The organism is Chryseobacterium sp. FP211-J200, assembly GCF_001643375.1.
Lineage (GTDB): Bacteria > Bacteroidota > Bacteroidia > Flavobacteriales > Weeksellaceae > Epilithonimonas > Epilithonimonas ginsengisoli.
In genome coordinates this window covers 1-17,061 of record NZ_LSHB01000012.1, presented here as the reverse complement: position 1 = coordinate 17,061, position 17,061 = coordinate 1, and the positions used below count along the sequence as shown (strand labels likewise).

At 36.4% G+C, this 17,061-nt stretch carries 16 protein-coding genes; 7 read left to right on the top strand and 9 right to left on the bottom strand.

Features of this window, described 5'->3' with window-relative positions; translation table 11 throughout:
* Nucleotides 1-79 precede the first annotated feature (79 nt).
* The 5 genes from hpt to AXA65_RS04790 all read left to right on the top strand — a co-directional run bounded on the left by hpt (nucleotide 80) and on the right by AXA65_RS04790 (nucleotide 4,226).
* Nucleotides 80-634 (top strand): hypoxanthine phosphoribosyltransferase, encoded by a 555-nt coding sequence (gene hpt / locus AXA65_RS04810; protein WP_063968991.1) that lies wholly within the window; start codon nucleotides 80-82, stop codon nucleotides 632-634.
* Nucleotides 635-682: 48 nt separating this feature from the next.
* Nucleotides 683-1,261, top strand: a complete 579-nt coding sequence (locus tag AXA65_RS04805) for an adenylate kinase (protein WP_063968990.1) — start codon at nucleotides 683-685, stop codon at nucleotides 1,259-1,261.
* A gap of 83 nt (nucleotides 1,262-1,344) precedes the next feature.
* A complete protein-coding gene (gene obgE, locus AXA65_RS04800; RefSeq protein ID WP_034966961.1) occupies nucleotides 1,345-2,328 on the top strand; it encodes a GTPase ObgE in 984 nt (327 codons plus the stop codon).
* A 51-nt stretch (nucleotides 2,329-2,379) separates the two neighbouring features.
* Complete coding sequence (locus AXA65_RS04795; RefSeq protein WP_063968989.1) at nucleotides 2,380-2,874, top strand: DUF6438 domain-containing protein; 495 nt, start codon at nucleotides 2,380-2,382, stop codon at nucleotides 2,872-2,874.
* A 104-nt stretch (nucleotides 2,875-2,978) separates the two neighbouring features.
* Nucleotides 2,979-4,226 carry a DEAD/DEAH box helicase gene (locus AXA65_RS04790; protein WP_063968988.1) on the top strand — a complete coding sequence of 416 codons (1,248 nt, stop codon included), beginning with the start codon at nucleotides 2,979-2,981 and terminating at the stop codon, nucleotides 4,224-4,226.
* Between the two features lie 67 nt (nucleotides 4,227-4,293).
* On the opposite strand, the gene AXA65_RS04785 is transcribed toward AXA65_RS04790, so the two are convergent.
* From AXA65_RS04785 to AXA65_RS04765, 5 genes are all read right to left on the bottom strand, one after another.
* Nucleotides 4,294-5,325, bottom strand: a complete 1,032-nt coding sequence (locus AXA65_RS04785) for a hypothetical protein (protein WP_063968987.1) — start codon at nucleotides 5,323-5,325, stop codon at nucleotides 4,294-4,296.
* Nucleotides 5,326-5,383: 58 nt separating this feature from the next.
* Nucleotides 5,384-6,151, bottom strand: a complete 768-nt coding sequence (locus tag AXA65_RS04780) for a TatD family hydrolase (RefSeq protein ID WP_063968986.1) — start codon at nucleotides 6,149-6,151, stop codon at nucleotides 5,384-5,386.
* A 54-nt stretch (nucleotides 6,152-6,205) separates the two neighbouring features.
* Nucleotides 6,206-7,159 (bottom strand): GSCFA domain-containing protein, encoded by a 954-nt coding sequence (locus tag AXA65_RS04775; protein ID WP_063968985.1) that lies wholly within the window; start codon nucleotides 7,157-7,159, stop codon nucleotides 6,206-6,208.
* Between the two features lie 95 nt (nucleotides 7,160-7,254).
* Nucleotides 7,255-8,226 carry a polyprenyl synthetase family protein gene (locus AXA65_RS04770; RefSeq protein WP_063968984.1) on the bottom strand — a complete coding sequence of 324 codons (972 nt, stop codon included), beginning with the start codon at nucleotides 8,224-8,226 and terminating at the stop codon, nucleotides 7,255-7,257.
* 114 nt (nucleotides 8,227-8,340) lie between these two features.
* Nucleotides 8,341-9,588, bottom strand: a complete 1,248-nt coding sequence (locus AXA65_RS04765; protein WP_086048076.1) for a kelch repeat-containing protein — start codon at nucleotides 9,586-9,588, stop codon at nucleotides 8,341-8,343.
* 200 nt (nucleotides 9,589-9,788) lie between these two features.
* Between AXA65_RS04765 and AXA65_RS04760 the strand changes: the two genes are divergently transcribed.
* Nucleotides 9,789-10,853: a sensor histidine kinase gene (locus AXA65_RS04760; protein WP_063968982.1), complete on the top strand. Its 1,065-nt coding sequence runs from the start codon at nucleotides 9,789-9,791 to the stop codon at nucleotides 10,851-10,853.
* Nucleotides 10,828-11,514, top strand: coding sequence for a LytR/AlgR family response regulator transcription factor (locus tag AXA65_RS04755; protein ID WP_063968981.1), 687 nt, complete (start codon nucleotides 10,828-10,830; stop codon nucleotides 11,512-11,514). Before AXA65_RS04760 ends, AXA65_RS04755 begins: the two co-directional genes overlap by 26 nt.
* Here the strand turns inward: AXA65_RS04755 and AXA65_RS04750 are convergent.
* The 4 genes from AXA65_RS04750 to AXA65_RS04735 form a co-directional block, all read right to left on the bottom strand.
* A complete protein-coding gene (locus AXA65_RS04750) occupies nucleotides 11,511-12,653 on the bottom strand; it encodes an inorganic phosphate transporter (RefSeq protein ID WP_063968980.1) in 1,143 nt (380 codons plus the stop codon). The genes AXA65_RS04755 and AXA65_RS04750 overlap by 4 nt on opposite strands.
* Nucleotides 12,654-12,677: 24 nt before the next feature.
* Nucleotides 12,678-13,316, bottom strand: a complete 639-nt coding sequence (locus AXA65_RS04745; protein WP_063968979.1) for a DUF47 domain-containing protein — start codon at nucleotides 13,314-13,316, stop codon at nucleotides 12,678-12,680.
* Between the two features lie 149 nt (nucleotides 13,317-13,465).
* Nucleotides 13,466-15,193, bottom strand: coding sequence for a DEAD/DEAH box helicase (locus tag AXA65_RS04740; RefSeq protein WP_063968978.1), 1,728 nt, complete (start codon nucleotides 15,191-15,193; stop codon nucleotides 13,466-13,468).
* A 248-nt stretch (nucleotides 15,194-15,441) separates the two neighbouring features.
* A complete protein-coding gene (locus AXA65_RS04735) occupies nucleotides 15,442-16,860 on the bottom strand; it encodes an L-serine ammonia-lyase (RefSeq protein WP_063968977.1) in 1,419 nt (472 codons plus the stop codon).
* Nucleotides 16,861-17,061: the final 201 nt, after the last annotated feature.

Sequence of the window (17,061 nt, the reverse complement as noted above, 5' to 3'; positions counted from 1 at the left end):
ATCAACTCGAAAAACCTATTAAAAAAAAGAAAATGGGCGGTTTGGTTTAAAAATCTTATTTTTGCACTTTGAAATACATATGGAGTCTATACAAGTTCACGACAAAAGTTTCGTACCATACCTGAAACACGATGAAATTCAGGGAATTATTAAAGAATTAGCAGAAAAAGTTTACGAAGATTACAAAGATGAAACCCCAATTTTCATTGGTGTTCTGAATGGTGTCATCATGTTTTTTTCTGATTTCTTAAAATATTATCCTGGTAAATGTGAAATTGCTTTTTTACAGGTAAGTTCATATTCCGGAACGCAATCTACTGGAATAGTTTATAAAAAAATGGAACTAACTAAAGATGTTGTGGATCGTCATATCATCCTTATGGAAGACATTGTTGACACTGGAAACACCTTAGAAAATCTATTTGAATATTTCAAAAATACGCAACGCCCTAAATCTCTCAAAGTAGCTTCCCTCCTTTTGAAGCCTGATGTTTTCAAAAAAGATTTCATCGTAGATTATGTAGCTAAAGAGATCCCTAACAAGTTTGTGCTAGGTTACGGATTGGATTATGATGAATTAGGAAGAAACCTACCAGACCTATATCAATTGGAAGAAGGTAGAATCAATCATTAATCTCTACTCAAAATAAAAAGAAATAAATCTAAATAAATAAAAAGAAATATGATCAATATTGTTCTCTTTGGTCCTCCGGGAAGTGGAAAAGGAACCCAAGCTCAGCATTTGATTGAGAAGTATAATCTGAAACAAATTTCTACAGGAGATCTTTTTCGTTACAATATGAAAAATGATACAGAGCTTGGAAAATTAGCAAAATCATACATCGACAAAGGCCAATTGGTTCCGGATCAGGTTACTATTGACATGTTAATTGATGAGTTGAGAAAACCAACAGAAACCAATGGATTTATTTTTGACGGATTCCCTAGAACTGCAGTTCAGACAGAAGCTTTGGAAACCATCGTGAAAGAAGAATTGAATTCTGAGATCAGTGTTTGTCTTTCATTAATTGTAGATGATGCAGTTTTGGTGGAAAGACTTCTGAAAAGAGGAGAAACCAGCGGTAGAACAGACGATTCTAATGAGGACATCATCCGAGATAGGATCACAGAATATTATACAAAAACTGCAGAAGTTGCAGAATTATACAAAAAACAAGGCAAATATGCAGAAGTGATCGGCGTTGGCGACATCTCCGAGATCTCCGAAAAACTATTTGCTGAAGTAGAAAAAATTAAATAAAACTTAGATTTTTTAGAGAATAGATCGTGGACTTTTTTATCAGTCTACAATCTATTCTCTATTTGTCTATAATCCCAAACAATATGTCAAATTTCGTAGATTACGTAAAAATCCACTGTAAAAGCGGTCACGGCGGTGCTGGATCGGCTCACCTTCGTAGAGAAAAATATATTCCTAAAGGTGGTCCCGATGGTGGCGACGGCGGACGTGGTGGTCACGTGATCATGAGAGGAAACGCTCACGAATGGACGCTTTTGCCATTGAGATACACGCGCCACATCAAAGCAGAACGCGGTCACAACGGTCAAAAAAACCAGTTGACAGGTGCTTACGGTGAAGATGTTTACATCGATGTTCCAATGGGAACTATCGCTAGAAATGAAGAAGGCGAAATCGTTGGCGAGATCCTGGAAGATGGACAAGAAATTATCCTGATGGAAGGTGGAAAAGGTGGAAAAGGAAATGAGCATTTCAAATCCTCGACCAACCAAACACCTAGATTTGCACAACCTGGAATGGATGGCCAAGAAGGTTTTGTGACTTTCGAACTGAAATTACTAGCTGATGTTGGTTTAGTTGGATTCCCGAATGCTGGAAAATCCACGCTTCTTTCATCCGTTTCTGCAGCAAGACCAAAGATCGCAGATTATGCCTTCACCACTTTGAAACCAAATCTTGGAATCGTGGAATGGAGAAATTACAAATCTTTCGTCATGGCAGATATCCCAGGAATTATCGAAGGTGCGGCGGAAGGTAAAGGTCTTGGACACAGATTCCTAAGACATATTGAAAGAAACTCTATTTTGTTATTTTTAATTCCTGCAGATTCTGAAGATCACTTTCAGGAATTTAAAATCCTTGAGAACGAACTTAAAGAATACAATCCTGAACTTTTGGACAAAGACTTCCTTTTATCCGTTTCAAAAGCTGACCTATTGGATGATGAATTAAAAAGAGAAATCGCAGCTGAATTTCCAGAAAACAGACAGCCGTTATTCTTTTCTGGCGTAACTGGCGAAGGTCTCCAAGAATTGAAAGATGCGATCTGGAAGAAATTACATGGATAATTTTACGTTTTCGGAACAATTATTTAAAGAGGTACAGCAAAAAAAAATACAATGAAATATTTATTCAGTTTAGTAGTTTTCTTAGGATTAATGTCCTGCAAAACATCTCAAAATTCTCAAACTTCACAATATTCTGCCATTGAATATCAGGTAGGTCCTTGTTTCGGATTTTGTCCAACTTATAAAATTACAATTGACGCTGACAGAAATGCGATTTTGGAAGCAGAACATTTTAACTTTTCAAAAGGCGGTTCCAAGGATGACATGAGTAAGCCACGAGAAGGCACCTTCAAAGCAAGCTTGAGTACAGAAGATTACAAGAGATTGGTAGATGCGACAGATGCTGCAAACATCAAGACATTAAATGACAGTTATATCGACAAAAGAATCATGGATGCTTCGAAGATCAATTTGAGAGTTACTTTTGCTGACGGAACCAAGAGAGATATCGCAATGTCAGCTGGCGAAAAACCAAAAAAATTGACAGATCTGACTACTTTAATTACTGAAATTAAAGAAAATCAAAAGTGGGAAAAGGTAAATTAATACTTAATCTCGACTTTATTTAAAATAGGCTATCTTTGCACAATATTAATTCCTCCTAATATACGGAGGAATTTTTACTTTATTAAATTAAAAAAATATTCCATTTGAATTTTGACGAATTAGGCTTGATCAAGCCAATATTAGACGCCCTAAAAGCGCAAGGTTACGAACAGCCGACACCAATACAAGAAAAAGCGATCCCATCTATCCTGCTAGGCAGAGACCTTTTGGGAAGTGCACAGACAGGAACAGGAAAAACAGCGGCATTTGCCATCCCTATTTTACAAAATCTTTCTTCTGCCAAAGAGCCTCACAGAAATCAGATCAAAGCTTTGATTCTGACACCGACGCGTGAATTGGCTATCCAAATCGAAGAAAATTTCCAGGACTACGGAAAACATTTGAAACTAAAATCCCTTGTGGTTTTCGGTGGTGTGAAACAGCACGCACAAGAACAGCAACTTAAAAGAGGTGTTGATATTTTGATTGCGACTCCAGGAAGATTGTTGGATTTTATTTCCCAAGGCATTGTAAAACTTCATCACTTAGAAATTTTTGTTCTGGATGAGGCGGACAGAATGTTAGACATGGGATTCGTTCACGATGTGAAGAAAATCCTGAAACTGATCCCAGCAAAAAGACAAAACCTTTTCTTCTCTGCAACAATGCCGAAAGAAATCGCAAAGTTGGCTTCCGAGATCTTGATCAATCCAGTAAGAGTTGAAGTAGCTCCGGTTTCTTCCACTGCGGATACGATCCAGCAAAGTATTTATTTTGTTGATAATAACAACAAGACCGATCTTTTGATCCACCTTTTGGAAGATCCGAAGTTCGATCAGGTTTTGGTTTTCTCGAGAACAAAACACGGAGCAGATAAGATTGTTAAAAAATTGCATCAGTCCAATATTTCCGCAGAAGCAATTCATGGAAACAAATCTCAGAATGCAAGACAGAACGCACTTTCCAACTTCAAATCAAAAAGAACAAGAATCTTGGTTGCTACAGACATCGCAGCGAGAGGAATTGATATCGACGAGTTGAAATATGTTGTGAATTACGAATTGTCCGACGTTTCCGAAACTTACGTTCACAGAATTGGAAGAACAGGTAGAGCTGGATCAGAAGGAACCTCTTTCTCATTCGTAGATGCTTTGGATCTTGCGAATCTTAGAAATACCGAGAAACTGATCGGGAAGAAAATTCCAGTTGTAACGGATCATCCTTTCCACACAGACAATCTTGTGGAGCAGAAAAGAGACAGCAACAACAAGCCTTTCAATCCAAGGCCGAGACCAACTGGTCAACGCACCGAAAAGCCTAAGAATAAAAGCAATTTCTACAGAAAAAAATAAAATAAAAAACCGGAAACTATTTCCGGTTTTTGTTTTTTTAAATAAGGAATCTTGAAAGTTTATGCTCTTAATAATAAATTCTATACATTAATTCAATAATGTCTTGTGGAATATTATTTTGTTTTACGAAATCAGAATAAAGGTTCTTTCGATTTTCTCCATCCGGATAAATGACGACTCCAAAAGTTTGGGAATATATAAAATCTTTCAAATAGCCGTTATCATAAATTTTTTGGAGATTTTCAAAATATTTTTTTGTTTCCTCACTTCCTGCAATTTTATCCTTTTTTTCATTATAAAATTTGAGTTTATGCTGAATTGCACTTACATGAGATTCTATTTCGAAATCACTAAAACCAGCAGATAATTCTGCGGCACTTTTGTTAGTATTTAACCATTCTTTTTTGGCTTCTGATTCTTCGATTGTAGATTTTAGCATTAATGAATCTCTTTGCGCCGTTTTTGAAATAAGAATTTCAGCATTTTTTCCACTTTCAATTTGGTATTTTTCTGCAATTTTAACTGGTTCAAAATACGCAATCAAAGCTTTTTCTAGTTGTTTAACTCGATCAAAATCCCCGTCTTCTACGCTAATTCTGAACTTAACATTCCATTTTCCACAATCATATACGGAAAAAAATGATTTGTTCTTCTGTTCCTTTTGACCTTTCATAAAGTCGGGAACGATAATGTTGTAGTCGAAGTATGATTTCAATCCGTTTATAACAACTTTTTCAGATTTTAATTTTACAAATTCTGGTGAAATATCGGGCTGATTTGTAGCATTTCTATTTACAACCGTTTTGAAAGATAAAAATTGATCCCTCAGATTTTCATTTGAAACTTCAGCAGGATAAATATATATGCTAATATTTGTGACTTTTTTATTGGCTTTGAAATAGTAAGTTGCACCGACATTGTCATTATTTTTGTCATAAGAGACCAATCTATCTCTTTTAAGACCATTCCACTCTTTTGGAAAAATTACGCCTGTTTTGTGAATAAAATCGGCATTAGATTTAATTTCTAAAGGTTGATCTCGTTGCTGTGAAAGACAAAAATTATATATTAAAATAAATAAAAGTAAAAATTTTCTCATAACAATTTTATTAGAACAAGATAAGATTTGTTTTCTACATATTCAAGATCAATTCTTATTAACTAAATCCAAATAATTTTAAAGCATTTTCAGTTGTGATTCTATCAATCTCAGAAAAGTCTTTTCCGTAAATATCAACCAACTTTCCAGCGACCAATTCAACGTAGGAACTTTCGTTTCGTTTCCCTCGGAAAGGAACTGGCGCCAAGTAAGGTGAATCTGTTTCCAGAACGATCTTATCTAACGGAATTTGATTTAAGAACTGATCGATCTTTCCATTTTTGAATGTCACTACGCCACCGATCCCCAAAACAAATTGAAGGTCGACTGCTTGTCGTGCTTGTTCCAGATTTCCAGAAAAACAATGGAAGATCCCGCGTAATTTAGGATGTTTCTTTCGCTCCAGAACTTCAAAGGTTTCATCAAAACTTTCTCTGGAATGGATCACGATCGGAATATCTTTCTCGATAGCCCAATCGATTTGTTGTTGAAAAGCTTTGACTTGAATATCCAAAGTTGATTTGTCCCAATATAGGTCAATTCCGATTTCCCCGATTGCCACAAAATCTCTTTGATCAAGGTAATTCTGAACAAGTTTCAACTCGTTTTCCCAAGAATCCGGTTGTACGGAGCATGGATGCAATCCCATCATCGAGAATATTTTGCCTGGATATTCGGTTTCGACAAGGAGCATTTTCTCATGTGTTTCGGAGTCAATTGCCGGAAGGAAGAATTTCTCCACGCCTTTATCCAAAGCCCGCTGGATCATCTCCGTGCGGTCTTCGTCGAATTGGTCTGAGTATAAATGGGTGTGAGTGTCTATCATAATGTGATGCGATTGGCGATCGGCTGATAGCAAATAGCAATCTGCCAAAAGCAATTAGCTGAAAATTTTATGTTGAACTTTTTTCTGCTGATCTAGGATCTTTTGATTGATCTTTTCTAAAAATTCCTGATATTTTGGATTCTTCTCATCTGCTGTTTTGTGATTGAGCGCAGTTAGGATCTTATTATTTTCATTAATGAAAACCTTGGTCTCATCAGTAAAATAAGCATTCCCGAATTTCTCCCAAATATATTGAACAGCTTGAGAACTTGGGTGGATCATATCTTCTTTGTAAAATCTGTAATCGCGGAGATCATCCATCATCAATTCGTAGATCGGGAGATAGTGGCAATTTTCTTTTTCAGAAATCGATTCGTGAATGGCAGTTATTAATTTTGATTTGCTCAATTGATTCTCCACAATGCCGTCTTTGGTGTGACGAACCGGCGAAACTGTGAACAGGATCTGCACATCGCTTTTACAAATATCCTTTAAAGTATCAATGGTTTTAGTAATTGATTCCTTCAATTCTTGATTGGATAAAAATCGTTTCTCGAAAAACTTCTGTGGAATCTTGTGACAGTTGGCAACCAACTTTTTCTTTGGAAGAAATTCATAAATGTAGGACGTTCCAAATGTGATGATCACAAAACTCGTGTTCTGCAAAAACTGATTTGCTTCCTCTATATTTTTATTGATCTTCTCCAAAGATTGTTTCGCAGATCTGGAATCGAAAGAAGAATGATGATCGAGACTGATGTAACTTTCATTGGCCAAGATCAAGTCGCTCTCCTGATATTCCTTCGCATCATAGATCTGCTGGATTGCATTGTTAATTGAGTACGGATTGAAAATCGTCCCAAACGGATTGTTCAAAGACTGGATCTGACCTTCAGAAAATTTCTCGTGCATTTCTGTTGCGAAACACGATCCGATGGAGAAGATGCAGTCATCTGTCCCAATTTTTTTCTCACTTACATTAATATCTACTTCTGTTCTGAATTTCATTTTTTGTGATTTTTGGAGCGTTAACTTGTAAAACCGTTGATTTGTAAAATTGTTAAGTAGACGATTTCACAAATCAACGGTTTACGATTTTTCAATTAACTTTCTCTTCTTAATAAATAATTTGCCAATTCACGGAAAGGTAATTTTTTCTCGTCAGGAAGGTTGATCTGATCAAGATAAGATTGTCCGATTTCGTTATGTTTTTGAATAAGTCTTAAAACTTTGTCATCCACTTTTGTTCTTCTAAAGATTTTCTCAACGCTGTAAACTTTGTCAACATTGTCTGTCTTTTTGGAATACCAATAATTCAGTTCAGATAATTCCTCTGGATTGGCGTGCTCAAGAGCCAAAAGATAAAGAATGGTTTTTTTATTCTCGTAAATATCACCAGCGTGTTTCTTCCCAAATTGCTCCTGATTTCCGAAAACATCCAGGTAATCATCCATGATCTGGAATGCGATTCCGATGTGTTTTCCGAAGTTGTACATCGCTTCTGCATCTTCTTCTGACGCTCCAGCGATCAATGCCCCGATCTGGAAAGATGACGCACTTAGAACACCGGTTTTAAATGTGATCATTTGAATATAATCATCATAAGATACATTCGACATATTTTCAAAATTGATATCAAACTGCTGACCTTCGCAAAGAACGGCACCAGTCTCAGAAAATATCTTGATGCATTTCTTGAATAATTCCGGATCCAGATCTTCAAAGAATTGATAAGCTTTGATTAAAAGTGCATCGCCAGAAAGAATCCCAACATTGATCCCATGCAATGTGTGAATCGTTGGTTTGTTTCTTCTCAATGGCGCTTCATCCATAATATCATCGTGGATCAAGGTAAAATTGTGGAAAAACTCGATTGCTAAGGAAGGTTTCAAAGCTTTTTCCAAATCGCCTTTGAAAAGGTCGCAAGCCATTAATAACATGATCGGACGAAGCCTCTTTCCACCGTGAGAAATGATATAATTCATCGGTTGGTACAGCTCGTCCGGTTTGTTGGTAAAAGTATGTTTTTCGATAGCGTCTGCTACAATTTTCTGATACTGGTCTAAGAATTCCATTTAAAAACTTGTTTGAGGCAAAAATACGATTTTTAAACACTTTTCAAATAAAATACTCCGACAAACTGCCAGAGTATTTCTTTGAAATTGAATTTAATATTTAATCACCCAAAATCAATTAACTATCTGAATTTTTTTTGAAACCGAATTTTGATTTTGATTCAAATTAATAATATATAATCCGCTTTTAAGGCCTTCATTGGCAAGCGAAACCGAATGCGTTCCTTTTTTATCCGCAACTTTTGATTCCTTTCTCAGTTTTCTACCTTGCATATCCCAAATCGTAAGATGCGTTTCTCCGTTCTCGGAAAGACAAAAATTAAGTCCCGGACGAGTTCCACTTATGGTTTTCAAATTTTTCAAATGACAAGCTTTATCATCGGAAACAGATAAATTTTCTTGTGTATAGATTTCAGTTTTTTTCAAATATTCCTGTTCAAATCCTCCGGAACAAATCAATTTCCAACTGCCATCAAGAAAAATTGACGATGCGTTTCCAGTGTTCCAGGCCGTTGGTTTATTAGTGAGTTGAGTCCAGATATTATTTTCAGCATCAAAAAAGTAATTTTCATCGGTATAAGTATCAAAAGTATTGTTCGTAGTTCCACCAATGAGTATCAAACCATTATTCCAAGGTTGAAGTTCAAAGAAAGTACGGGTCTGACCTGGAAAGTTAGTTCCCTGTGTCCAATTAACAACCGAACGGTTATTCTGGTCTATTTCTCCAATCCAGACATTGTTCCAATAAGTTGCGGAAAAAGTTCCGTTTGAACCGCCAACATAAACCAATTTATTTCCAGAAACCGAAAGCGCACCGTAAGAAAGTGAAGTTCCCGGCGAAGGAACAGCATTGCATTCCCGCCATTTATTTTTATTAATATTATAAACAAAAGTCTTCTCAGAATTATAACTTCCAACCACATAAATCAAACTGTCCTGATAAGGAACCGCATCGCCGTCTGTAAATGCTCTCGGAAAATCTGCCACGTTACTCCAGATATCATTTTCAATATTGTACTTATAAACTTTCCGTGTAACCGTTCCTGGCGTTGTAACCATTCCACCGATGATGAAGATGTTATCTCCAATTCTTGCACTTGCAGCTCCTAAAATCGGTGTGGGAACATTCTGTTTTGTATCCCAAGTATTGGTTCTGATGTTGTAACGATAGGTTTTGTTCGAGATAATTTCCTGGTCGTTTCTACCGCCAATAACGTACATATAAGCATTGTTGTTTGCGTCAGAATAAGAAATTGAGTTTCCTGCTCGTATTCCTTCCGGCATATCTGCTCCTGTTGTCCATTGCCCAAAGAACATTTCGCAAAAGACAAACGTCAAAATAAATAATAGTGATTTTTTCATTTTTTTATTAAAATTAACTTGTAAAAAGATTGAAAAAAGTCATTCACAATACAAAGCTTATCAGGAATTACACACAACCTTTTTAAGTCGTTCAATAACATCACATTTGTTTATGTCAAAAAGAGAATCATTGGTTTATGAAAAACTGTAGTTCGTGACAATCCTGAAAATCGGAAAGCTAAAAAACGTAGTTTTACTTTATGAAAAAACGATTCGTAAGGCATTTCATTTTTTGGCTATTCTATTTGATATTAGAAGTTTACACCGAATATTATTGGATGGAAATCCAGTACAAGCAGTCGGTCTACTCTACTTTTGTTCACGCTTTTTGGGAAGAATTTCTGACGATATTGCTTATCAAAATGCCTATGGGATATTTGATGTTGTATTTCATTTCGAGATTCAGGCATACGAAAAGTAACATCAAATTAATCATATCATTATCAGTTACATTAATATTATTTTCGGTTCTTGGCTATGTTTTTCTGGTTCATTTCATTGTACCTTTTATTTATCCGCATCTTGAGATTGTCGGAATTTATGGTTACGGCGGAATTTTAAATTCTTTTATGGACAAGATTTTCCTGGCTTGCGTAATGATCGCACTTTATGAATATTCTGCCAGTCAAAAACTGAAACAACGGGAAATATTATTAATGAAAGAAAAGACAGAAGCAGAACTTAATTTCCTGAAATCTCAAATCAATCCGCATTTTTTGTTTAACACACTTAATAATGTCTATTCTCTCGCAAGGGAAAAATCCGATAAAACGGCCGATGTAATCTTAAAGTTGTCGAGTCTTTTGCGGTTTATGTTGTATGAAACGAAGGAAAAATTCATTCCTATTTCGAAGGAAATTCAGTTTATGAACACTTATCTGGAAATTCAGAAAATACGCTTTGATGAGCGTTTGAAAATTGAATTTCGGAATACGTTCACAGATAATCAGGAATTGGTTTTACCTTTAATATTACTTCCTTTTTTAGAAAATGCGTTCAAACACGGCGCTAGTGAGAGTACGGATGATAAATTCATTAATATCAATCTTGAAATTGATAATAATATTTTAAATTATAGCGTCATTAATTCTTTTGAAAAAAATGATAATGAAAAAAGTAAAGGCATTGGTTTGATTAATGTTGAAAGACAACTGAAATTGGTTTACAATGATTTCCGTTTGCAAACCGAATCAGAAAATAATATATTCACAGCAACACTTTACATCAATCTGAATTCCTATGAACCTGAAATGTATAATAGTTGAAGATGAGCCTCTGGCCGTCAATATAATGAAGGATTACATCCAGCAGATTCCTTTTTTGGAGTTAATTGCCGTTTGCAATGATGCGATCAGTGCGATGCAAAAACTCAATGAAAACAAAATCGATCTGATGTTTCTGGATCTTCACTTGCCAAAAATTAAAGGTCTGGATTTTTTATCTGCAATCAAGAATCCGCCTAAAGTCATCATTACAACAGCTTATCACGAGTTTGCTGTAGAAAGTTATCAGTATCAGGTTTTGGACTATCTCCTCAAGCCTATTTCGTTTGAAAGGTTTGTATCAGCGGTTCAAAAAGCTTTACCAACTGCGAAAACAGAAAGTAAAATAACAAATGAACCTGAATTTTTGTTCTTTACTGTTAATAAAAAAAGAGCAAAAATTCAGGTTCATGAGATTCTTTTTATCGAAAGTCAAAAAGAGAATATCAAAATTGTGTTAAAAGAAAGAACAATCATAACCAGACATTCTATTAGTGAACTGGAAAAAACTCTGCCTTCAAATTTTATCCGTATTCATCGTTCTTTTATTGTTTCAAAATCCAAAATAGACTTTTTTGATTCACAATCTGTAGAAATTCAAGGAACATCTATTCCTATCGGAAGAAACTACAAAGATCACATTAAGAGTCTATTGGAATATTAAAATACCAATACAAAAAGCAGATAAGTAATTCCTGCAACGATGGCGCTGATCGGAATCGTAAGGATCCAAGCCCAAAGCAAACTAACAGTAATCCCCCATCTTACAGCCGAAACTCTCTTCGTCAATCCAACTCCGATGATCGCACCAGTAACAGTGTGTGTCGTAGAAACTGGAATTCTCAATTGTTCTGTAATGAAAAGCGTAATAGCACCCGCTGTTTCTGCCGCAACACCTTCCAATGGCGTTACTTTCGTAATCCTGGTTCCCATCGTCTTGATGATCTTCCAACCACCACTCATCGTCCCCAAAGCGATTGCTAAGAAAGAAACCACTGGCACCCAAAGGTAATGTTCAGCAAAAAAGTTGAATCTTTCTGCTTCAGGAATATTAAGGTACAATGGATCTTTCATCATATTCACGTGGAAATAGATCATCGCTGCTCCAATGATTCCCATTACTTTCTGAGCATCATTGGTCCCGTGTCCAAGACTGAATAACGCTGAAGAAACCAACTGCAATTTTTTGAAGACGCGTTCCGCTTTATGTGGATTTGCTCTTTTACAGATATTAACGATGATCAATGTAATGATAATTGAGATCGCCATACCGATAAGCGGTGCCATAAAGATAAATAGGAAAATAGGGATCACCACTTTATACTTGACTACATTCTGCGTGAAAAGCTGTACAAATGCCTGATAAGCCTTTTCGAAAAATGAATAATCAGGATGTGTGATAGCGATCAAATGATAATCGGTGATCAAAGCGTGCATCAATGCTGCGCCGATAAATCCACCAATCAACGTATGCGATGATGAAGACGGAATCCCGAACCACCAAGTTAGTAGATTCCAAGCAATGGCTGCGATAAGTCCTGAGAAGATAACTTCCAGCGTGATGAAGTTTTCATCCACGGTCTTGGCAATCGTATTACCAATTTTGAATTCGCCTACCACGTAAGCGGCAATGAAAAACGCGGCAAAGTTCCAAAATGCTGCCCAAAGAACAGCTTGAAAAGGCGTCAGTACTTTTGTAGAAACAATGGTTGCGATGGAGTTAGCTGCATCGTGAAAACCATTGATATAATCAAATATTAACGCAAGCGCGATAATGATAATTAGTAGAATTGGAAATTCCATTCGTTTATTTTTTGATACTGCTTTTTATGCGTATTTGATAACTATGCTTTCCATTGTGTTGGCAACATCTTCTGCTTTGTCTGTAACGATCTCTAGATAGTCAAGGATCGATTTCTGTTTGATGATCAACAATGCATCATTGGTCTCAAATAACTTCACAATAGCTTGGCTCAAAACATCGTCTGCAATATTCTCGTAAGAGTTGATCTTGATACAAGATTCTCTTACCTCGTCCGGATTTTTGAAATCTTTCAGGTTTTCCAAAGCTTTCTTGATCTCGATACAACATTTGTGGATCAACAATGAAAACTCAGAATACACTTTGTTCTCAGGACTTTTGTAAAGATAAATATATTTTGCAGAAGCGTAGATGTAATCTGCAATATCATCCAAACCAGATGCGAGATAGTTGATATCTTCCCTGTCAAATGGTGTGATGAAGTTCTCGCCTAATTGTACGAAGATCTCGTGTGTAAGATCATCCAATTTGTGTTCGTAATCACTCATTTGATTCAACAACGTTTCGTCATTGATATCAAACTCCAGTAACCCATCGTGAAATGTTTTTGACATCTCTACTAAGTTATCTGCTACACGAAGAAACAGATCAAAAAAGATTTTATCTTTCGGCTGAAATGCTCTGAAAATATTACCTATTCCCATTATTTTGCTTTAATTTCTGCAAATATGAAACAAAAAAACCTTAACGAAAAACTTTTATATTAATTTTTCATTAAGATTAAAACACACAAAAACCTGCTGATTAGCAGGTTTTTACGTAAAATATTTTATTTTATTTTCGGGTTTTGTTCTTATTGGGCAACTTCTGCTCTCATTTCTTTTCCCCGAAACTTCATACTAGTTAATCCATCCATAACTTCATTCTTGTAAGATTTTTCAATTTCGAAGAAACTGAACTTATCAAGAATTTCTATTTCACCGATATCGGCTCTCTTTTTGGATTTAGAAGTCGCTTTGTTTATGATCTCCAGCATGTCCACTTTCTTCAATTGGTCTCTTTTTCCAAGGTTGAAGAAGAATCTTACCATGTCCTCATTGTTACGTCTAGGCTTACGGTCTCTACCGCCGTCTCTAGATCCACCACGGTCTCCTCTGCCATCTCTGTCACGGAAAGAACCACCATCTCTGGATCCTCTGCCATCTCTATCTCTTCCGTCTCTATCTCTTCTTCCTGGTTTGTCATCTCTACTGTTACCGAATTTCTGATCAGCAAGATCATTACTATTCTGATAATAAGTAGCCATTTCTTTCAATTGGAATTGCAATAATTGGCTTACCAACTGCTCTTTTGTAAAAGCTGAAAGATCTGGGATCAAGCTCTCGTCAAAATCGATCACATCAACGTGCTCCGTCAATAACTTTTCAAAAACACCGCCAACTTGAGCTTTGATAATTTCTTTTCCAGTAGGGATTTTTTTCTCAACGATCTCGATCTTGGTTTCAGCCTTGATCTGTTTCATTTTTCTACTCTCCTCTGGTTTTGCCAAAGTCATAGAGATTCCTTTTTTACCTGCACGTCCTGTTCTTCCACTTCTGTGAACGAAAACTTCCGGATCATCTGGTAAAGAGAAATGGATCACGTGCGTCAAAGAATCTACATCCAATCCTCTAGCCGCAACATCTGTCGCTACCAAAATATCGATGTTTTTCAGTCTGAATTTCTTCATTACTGTATCTCTTTGAGCTTGCGAAAGATCACCGTGAAGTGCATCTGCCGCATAACCATTCTGCATCAAGAAGTCTGCAACCTCCTGAGTTTCCATTCTTGTTCTACAGAAAATAATGGAATATTGGTTTGGATTAGCATCGATCAGCCTTTTAAGAGCTTCTTTCTTCTGTCTGTAACCAACGACATAAAATTCATGCGTGATGTTTTTCTTAACTTCATTGACAGACCCAACAGTAATCCTGTGAGGTGTTGTCAAATAATTTTTAGAAATACGTTCCACTTCTTTGCTCATTGTAGCGGAGAAAAGGAAAGTTTGCTTTGTATCTGGCGTTTCTCTTAGTATAGTTTCCAAATCATCTTTGAAACCCATAGAAAGCATTTCGTCAGCTTCGTCTAAAACTACCCATTGCGCTTCAGAAAAGTCCAATGCTTTTCTGTTGATCATGTCGATCACACGTCCTGGAGTTCCCACGATGATCTGTGGTTTCTCTCTAAGAGATTTGATCTGATCCATAATACTGCTACCACCATAGACTGCTGTAGTCTTGATGTCTCTCAGGTATTTAGTATAGTTTTTGATGTCTTTGGTGATCTGGAGGCAAAGTTCTCTAGTAGGGCAAAGGACCAAAAATTGGATTTTACGACTCTTGTCGTCTATCATATCCAAAATCGGAAGCGAAAACGCTGCTGTTTTGCCTGTTCCTGTTGCCGCAAGTGCGATAAGATCGCGTGTATCTGTGGAGATAAAAGGAATAGTCTGTTTTTGGATTTCTGTCGGCTCTACGAAGCCGAGGTCGCCAATCGCCTGAAGAACTTCAGCGCTAAGATTGGATTCCGTAAATAAATTCATTTAAAAAGATCGTCTAATAATTGGTGCAAAGATACACTTTTTATTTTTGATAACAAACTGCCTGTATTTTTAAGGATTATTTATTACGTAAAATTAATATTGGAAAGATAGGTTTTAGAAACTAGATTTATAGTACAATTCATTTTTGCGTTGCTTACATAATCTAACCTTTTAATTTGAAAAGCTTCGCTTAAATTTTTATATGTCTTCGAGAACCTCAGCCTGACATTTTTGATGTCAGATTTTCATTAACATTCCGCCACATTAACAGCAACAGCCAAACCACCCTCTGATGTTTCTTTATATTTCGAATTCATATCCAATGCAGTTTCCCACATCGATTTTATAACGCTGTCCAATGAAACTTTTGCTTTTGTCGGGTCACCATCTAATGCTAATGAGGCTGCAGTAATCGCCTTCATTGCACCCATAGAATTACGTTCGATGCAAGGAATTTGTACCAATCCTCCAATTGGATCACAAGTCAAACCGAGGTGATGTTCCATTGCAATTTCTGCCGCCATCAAAACCTGAGCTGGCGTTCCGCCAGAAATCTCCGTAAGTCCAGCCGCTGCCATTGCGGATGAAACTCCAACTTCTGCCTGGCAACCTCCCATTGCTGCAGAAATAGTTGCATTCTTTTTGAATAAAGTCCCAATCTCTCCTGCAACCAAAAGAAACCTGATTATATCTTCTTCCGTATTAAACTCCGTAAATACTTGCGAATACATCAAAACAGCTGGAATCACGCCACTTGCACCATTCGTTGGCGCGGTGATAATTCTTCCAAATGATGCATTTTCTTCGTTCACAGCCAATGCAAAACACGACACCCACTTGGTCACAGAACTGAATGTTTTCTCTTGATTTTTCACCATTTCGAACCACTCATTTTTGTTTTTATAAATCTGAGTTCCGAGTAGTTTTTCGTTCATTTCCGAAGCACGTCTTGTAACGTTCAAACCACCTGGAAGAATTCCTTTTTTGTTGATGCTTTTATAAACGCAATCTTTGATATTATCCCAAATTTCCAAAGCTTTTTGCCGAGTTTCTTCCTGAGTTCTCCAAGATTCTTCATTTTGAAAAACCAAATCGGAGATTTTATCAAGCTTAAGTTTTTCGATGTATTTCAGAATGTCACTGCCGTGATGGCAAGGATAAAGTGTTCGAACACAACGGTCTTCCATAGAATTATCTTCTGTAGTGGCTACAAATCCGCCTCCCACGGAATAATAATCTTGACTGAACTCTTGTCCGTTTTCAAAAACGACCTTAAAAATCATTCCGTTTGGATGAAAGTCGAGGGATTTTTCTTTGTTAAGAATTAAATGATTTCCGTAAATAAATGGTAACCAATTCTCTCCGCCAAGATTGATTTTTTGTTCTGATTTTATTTTATCAATTTTCTCATCAATCTTATTGGTATCGATTGTTCGGAAATTTTCTCCACTCAGGCCGAGCATTCCTGCAATATCGGTTCCGTGACCAACACCAGTTTTTGCCAATGAACCGAAGAATTCTACAAAAACTTCCTTCACATCTTGTAAAGAATGAGTTCGTTTAACCAAATCCAGGAACATTTTTGCTGCGTTCCAAGGTCCCATGGTGTGGGAAGATGACGGTCCGATTCCGATTTTTATGATATCAAAAACACTGATAGATTCCATTAAGACAAATTGATTGCGGTAAAAGTAATTGATTTTTGAAGTCTATGCAATTCATCCCGAAAAATAGCTTTGAATCAAGTTTTCTGTTGAAACTACATGTTGAATATTAATCAACAATTATCTTCATTTTAACCCGTAGTGCATTATAAACAAGGTTACTCATAATACGAAAATTTCGTATATTGTATTGACTATCAATCT

Excerpts from the sequence above, each read along its gene's own strand:
- hpt (WP_063968991.1), top strand. The coding sequence starts at position 80 with ATGGAGTCTATACAAGTTCACGACAAAAGTTTCGTACCATACCTGAAA.
- AXA65_RS04805 (WP_063968990.1), top strand. The coding sequence starts at position 683 with ATGATCAATATTGTTCTCTTTGGTCCTCCGGGAAGTGGAAAAGGAACC.
- obgE (WP_034966961.1), top strand. The coding sequence starts at position 1,345 with ATGTCAAATTTCGTAGATTACGTAAAAATCCACTGTAAAAGCGGTCAC.
- AXA65_RS04795 (WP_063968989.1), top strand. The coding sequence starts at position 2,380 with ATGAAATATTTATTCAGTTTAGTAGTTTTCTTAGGATTAATGTCCTGC.
- AXA65_RS04785 (WP_063968987.1), bottom strand. The coding sequence starts at position 5,325 with ATGAGAAAATTTTTACTTTTATTTATTTTAATATATAATTTTTGTCTT.
- AXA65_RS04780 (WP_063968986.1), bottom strand. The coding sequence starts at position 6,151 with ATGATAGACACTCACACCCATTTATACTCAGACCAATTCGACGAAGAC.
- AXA65_RS04775 (WP_063968985.1), bottom strand. The coding sequence starts at position 7,159 with ATGAAATTCAGAACAGAAGTAGATATTAATGTAAGTGAGAAAAAAATT.
- AXA65_RS04770 (WP_063968984.1), bottom strand. The coding sequence starts at position 8,226 with ATGGAATTCTTAGACCAGTATCAGAAAATTGTAGCAGACGCTATCGAA.
- AXA65_RS04765 (WP_086048076.1), bottom strand. The coding sequence starts at position 9,588 with ATGAAAAAATCACTATTATTTATTTTGACGTTTGTCTTTTGCGAAATG.
- AXA65_RS04760 (WP_063968982.1), top strand. The coding sequence starts at position 9,789 with ATGAAAAAACGATTCGTAAGGCATTTCATTTTTTGGCTATTCTATTTG.
- AXA65_RS04755 (WP_063968981.1), top strand. The coding sequence starts at position 10,828 with ATGAACCTGAAATGTATAATAGTTGAAGATGAGCCTCTGGCCGTCAAT.
- AXA65_RS04750 (WP_063968980.1), bottom strand. The coding sequence starts at position 12,653 with ATGGAATTTCCAATTCTACTAATTATCATTATCGCGCTTGCGTTAATA.
- AXA65_RS04745 (WP_063968979.1), bottom strand. The coding sequence starts at position 13,316 with ATGGGAATAGGTAATATTTTCAGAGCATTTCAGCCGAAAGATAAAATC.
- AXA65_RS04740 (WP_063968978.1), bottom strand. The coding sequence starts at position 15,193 with ATGAATTTATTTACGGAATCCAATCTTAGCGCTGAAGTTCTTCAGGCG.
- AXA65_RS04735 (WP_063968977.1), bottom strand. The coding sequence starts at position 16,860 with ATGGAATCTATCAGTGTTTTTGATATCATAAAAATCGGAATCGGACCG.